At 67.5% G+C, this 4317-nt stretch carries 5 protein-coding genes; 2 read left to right on the top strand and 3 right to left on the bottom strand.

The window, feature by feature from the left end; all coding sequences use genetic code 11:
- Positions 1-1566: ABC transporter ATP-binding protein (locus A5713_RS15820; RefSeq protein ID WP_068096876.1), on the bottom strand; the 1566-nt coding region annotated here is incomplete at its 3' end.
- A gap of 181 nt (positions 1567-1747) precedes the next feature.
- Here A5713_RS15820 and A5713_RS15815 point away from each other — a divergent pair.
- Together A5713_RS15815 and A5713_RS15810 are read left to right on the top strand one after the other, a co-directional pair.
- Positions 1748-2260, top strand: coding sequence for a DUF3558 domain-containing protein (locus A5713_RS15815; protein ID WP_369804471.1), 513 nt, complete (start codon positions 1748-1750; stop codon positions 2258-2260).
- Positions 2257-2799 (top strand): DUF3558 domain-containing protein, encoded by a 543-nt coding sequence (locus A5713_RS15810; RefSeq protein WP_067927043.1) that lies wholly within the window; start codon positions 2257-2259, stop codon positions 2797-2799. The genes A5713_RS15815 and A5713_RS15810 overlap by 4 nt, the downstream gene beginning before the upstream one ends.
- Before the next feature lie 4 nt (positions 2800-2803).
- Here the strand turns inward: A5713_RS15810 and A5713_RS15805 are convergent, their stop codons facing one another.
- Together A5713_RS15805 and A5713_RS15800 are read right to left on the bottom strand one after the other, a co-directional pair.
- Positions 2804-3304 (bottom strand): histidine phosphatase family protein, encoded by a 501-nt coding sequence (locus A5713_RS15805; protein WP_102416925.1) that lies wholly within the window; start codon positions 3302-3304, stop codon positions 2804-2806.
- Between the two features lie 17 nt (positions 3305-3321).
- The coding region (locus tag A5713_RS15800; protein ID WP_068096873.1) for an HNH endonuclease signature motif containing protein at positions 3322-4317 on the bottom strand (996 nt) is incomplete at its 5' end.

Genomic DNA, 4317 nt, shown 5'->3' with positions numbered 1-4317 from the left:
GGCAGCGGCCGCTATTTGCTTCACCGACGCGCGGACCCGTGCGTCGGTGTGGACGTCGAGCGCGCCGAACGAGTCGTCGAAGAGGTAGATGGCGGGGTGGCGGATGACCGCGCGGGCGATCGCCAGTCGTTGCCGCTGACCGCCGGAGAAGTTGATGCCGCCCTGGGCCACCCGCATGCGGAGCCCGTCGTCGTGTGCGCGCACGAATCCGTCGGCGTCGGCCACCCGCAACGCTTCCCACATTTCCTCGTCGGTCGCGTCAGCCTTGCCGTAGCGGAGATTGTCCGCGACGGTGCCGGAGAACAGATAGCCGCGCTGGGGAACCAGCCCGATCGCCGACCACAGTCGCTCGGTGTGGTAGTCGCGGACGTCGATGTCGTCGACCAACACGGCGCCGCCGGTCACGTCGTAGAGCCGGCAGATCAACGACACCAGCGTCGACTTGCCCGACCCGGTGCTGCCGACGATGGCCGTGGTGGTGCCGGGATGTGCGGTCAACGAAACGTCCTGCAGCACGGGGCGATCGGCGCCCGGATAGGTGAAGGTGGCGCTGTCGAGGCGCACCACCCCGGTGATCCCGCCGGCCGGGAACACCGGCCGCTGCGGATCGGTCACCGCGGCCCGGGTGGAGAGCACCTCGGTGATCCGTTCGGCGCACACGGATGCTCGGGGCAGCACCACCAGCGTCATCGTGGCCATCAGCACCGCCATGAGGATCTGGGTGAAGTACGCCAGGAACGCGGTCAACGAGCCGACCTGCATCTGGCCCCGATCGATGCGCAGCCCGCCGAACCAGATCAGCGCGACGCTGGACACGTTGACGGTCAACGTGGTCACCGGCAGCATCACCGCCTGCCAGTTCCCGGCGGTCAGCGCGGTGTACGACAGCGCGGCGTTGGCGCGGGCGAACCGGTCGCGCTCATAGCGTTCACGGGCAAACGCGCGCACGACGCGGACGCCGGACAGCTGGTCGCGCATCACCCGGTTGATGCCGTCGATCAGGCCCTGCATCCTGCGGAACAGGGGCAGCATGTGTGCCATCACCCAGTAGTTGGCCAACGCCATGATGGGAACGCTGACCAGCAGCAACCAGGTCAGCGCGGCCTCCTGGTGGATGGCCATCAGGATTCCGCCCACGCACATGATGGGCGCGGTGACCAGCACGGTGCTCGATATCTGAACCAGGTATTGGATCTGGCGGACGTCGTTGGTGCTCCGCGTCAATAGCGTGGGCGCGCCGAAGCGGGCGGTCTCGTGCTCGGAGAAGGTCGTGATGTGTTCGAACATCGCCGCGCGCAGGTCGCGACCGAAGCCCATCCCGGTTCGCGACCCGAAGTAGACCGCCCCGACCGCGCACAACACCTGCAGCCCGGTGACCGAGAGCATCACCATGCCGAGCCTGACAATCGTGGACGTGTCGCCCTTGGCCACGCCCTCGTCGATGATCGCGGCGTTGACCGTCGGCAGGTACAGCGACGCCAGGGTGCTGATGCCCTGAAACACCATCAGCACCGCGACCAGCCGCCGGTACGGCCGGATGTACTGGCGCAGCAGTGCCAGGAGCATTTCGTAACTGTCGCACACGGCGCGTCCGGCGGTGTAACTGAAACGCCTGCTCAGGCGGGTCGGTGGTTGACCCGCTGAGCTGCCGCTACAGTGCATCGTGTGGACCGGGAGCAGGCTGAGCAAGAGCAGGGTAGCGGTGCGGCGTAACGCGAGGGCGCTCGTCGCCGCGGCGTCAGCCTTGATGGTCCTGGTGCTCACGGTGGCGGCGTGCTCCGACTCGGGCGCCAATAAGCCAGGTGCGACGTCCTCGTCGGCGCCGGGGAACGCGGAGGGCCACCACGGCCCGATGTTCCCCCAGTGCGGGGGCATCACCGATCAGACCGTGGCGGAACTGACGAAGGTGACGGGCCTGATCAACACCGCCCGGAACTCGGTCGGCTGCCAATGGCTGGCGGGCGGCGGCATCCTTGGTCCGCACTTCTCCTTCTCCTGGTATCGCGGCAGCCCGATCGGACGTGAACGCAAGACCGAGGAGTTGTCGCGCGCCAGCGTCGACGACATCAACATCAACGGACACAGCGGGTTCATCGCCATCGGCAACGAGCCGAATTTGGGGGACTCACTCTGCGAGGTGGGCATTCAATTCCAGGACGACTTCTTCGAATGGTCGATCAGCTTCAGCCAAAAGCCGTTCCCGCCGCCGTGCGACATCGCCAAGGAGCTGGCGCGTCAGTCGATTGCGAACTCGAAATGACCACGAGAAGCGTTCGCGCGGTTGTAGCCATCTTGATCTCTGCCCTGGTGGTCATCACGGGTTGTTCGAGGTCTGTCGCCGGCAACGCCGTCAAGGCGGGCGGCCCGACCCGCAACAACAACTCCCAGCAGCAGTATCCGAACCTGCTCAAGGAGTGTGAGGTGCTCACCAGCGACATCCTGGCCAAGACGGTGGGTGCCGACCCGCTCGACATCCAGAGCACGTTCGTCGGCGCGATCTGCCGGTGGCAGGCGGCCAACCCCGCCGGGCTGATCGACATCACCCGGTTCTGGTTCGAGCAGGGCAGCCTCAGCAACGAGCGCAAGGTCGCCGACTTCCTGAAGTACAAGGTCGAGTCCCGCAACATCGCCGGGATCGATTCGATCGTGATGCGCCCGGATGACCCGAACGGCGCGTGCGGAGTGGCCAGCGACGCCGCGGGCGTGGTCGGGTGGTGGGTCAACCCCCAGGCGCCGGGCATCGACGCGTGCGGTCAGGCGCTCAAGTTGATGGAGCTGACGCTGGCCACGAACTCGTAGCAGTTCAGCGCGGGATTTCGAAGCCAATCAGGGCGGCACGGCCGAGTTCGAGGTCCTTCCACCCGAACGGCACGGTCAGCACCGCGATCGCCGACGTCGGGAACTTCGCCGAGATCCGTTCGGCGGCAGCCGAGTCGGTGCCACTGCCGGCCAGGCCGAGAGCCAGGTCCGACATCGTCGGCTCGTGACCGACGACCAGCAGTGTCTCGACTTCGCCGCCGACCGTGTTGATTTCTTCGATCATGATGCCGGGCGTGGCGCCGTAAAGCCGCTCGCTGTAGCGCACGGGCGCGTCGATTCGTGCGTTGGCCAACGTCTGCCGCGTACGGGTTGCGGTGGAACACAGCACGGCGTCGATGGCTGGAGCGTTGGCGCGCAGCCAATCGCCGGCGAGTCCCGCTTGCTTGACGCCGCGGGGCGCCAGCGGCCGCTCGTGGTCGGCGACCCCGGGCGGGTAGTCGGATTTCGCGTGGCGCATCAACAGCAATGTGCGCTGATCTTTCACGGGAGCCACGCTAACCCCTATGCCGCGTCGTCGTCATCGTCGTCGTCGTGGTGGAGCAGTTTTTCGGGGTGGTGGTAGGTGTTGGTGCGGGGTTGGCCGCGGTCGTGGTGGGGTGGGGGGATCCATTCGGTGTGGCCCTTGGTGTTTGTGCGGGTGGTCCAGCCGTCGGGTTTGAGCATGCGATGGTGGGGTCCGCAGGCGAAGGTGAGGCCGGTGATGTCGGTGCGCCGGCACTTGGCCCAGTCGGTGACGTGGTGGACCTCGGACAGGTAGCCGGGCACGGTGCAGCCCGGCGCCGAGCAACCACGATCCTTGGCGTAGAGCATGATTCGCTGAGCCGGGGAGGCCAGGCGTTTGGTGTGATAGAGCGCCAGGGGTTTGGCGTTGTCGAAGACGGCCAGATAGTGACGGGCGTGGCGGGCCAGGCGGATCACGTCGCTGATGGGGAGCCGGGTGCCGCCGCCGGTGAGCCCCGTGCCGCAGGCGGCCTCCAAGTCTTGCAGGGTGGTGGTGATGATGATGGAGGCGGGTAAGCCGTTGTGCTGGCCGAGTTTTCCCGAGGCCAGCAACCCGCGCAGCCCAGCGAGCAGGCCGTCGTGGTGGCGTTGGGCGGTGCTGCGGGTGTCGTGGTCGATGGCCTCTTGGCTGGGGGCGCCGTCCACGCACGGGGTGTCCTCGAGCGGGTTGCACATGCCGGGTGCGGCGAGTTTGGCCAGGACCGCTTCCACGGTGGCGCGGGCCTCGGGGGTGAGCAGGCCGCGCAGTTCGGACATGCCGTCGGCGCCTTGCTTGCCCAAAGTGAGTCCGCGGCGGCGGGCGCGGTCGTCGTCGGTGTAGGTGCCGTCGGGGTTGAGGCAGTCGGCGATGTGCTCGGCGAGTGTGGCGAGTTGTTCGGGCCGGTACTGCGTGCCGTGGGCGGCCAGGTCGGCCTCCACGGCCTCGCGAGTGGCGGCATCCACCCAGCCGGGCAGGCGGTGGAAGAAGCGGCGGATCACCGCCACCTGGCCGGCGCC

The organism is Mycobacterium sp. E2497 (assembly GCF_001668695.1).
Classification (GTDB): Bacteria; Actinomycetota; Actinomycetes; order Mycobacteriales; family Mycobacteriaceae; genus Mycobacterium.
This window is presented reverse-complemented; position numbering and strand designations above follow the sequence as displayed.

What these genes read in the sequence shown, in the direction of transcription:
- A5713_RS15815 (WP_369804471.1), top strand. Translation starts at nt 1,748, where the DNA reads ATGGTCCTGGTGCTCACGGTGGCGGCGTGCTCCGACTCGGGCGCCAAT.
- A5713_RS15810 (WP_067927043.1), top strand. Translation starts at nt 2,257, where the DNA reads ATGACCACGAGAAGCGTTCGCGCGGTTGTAGCCATCTTGATCTCTGCC.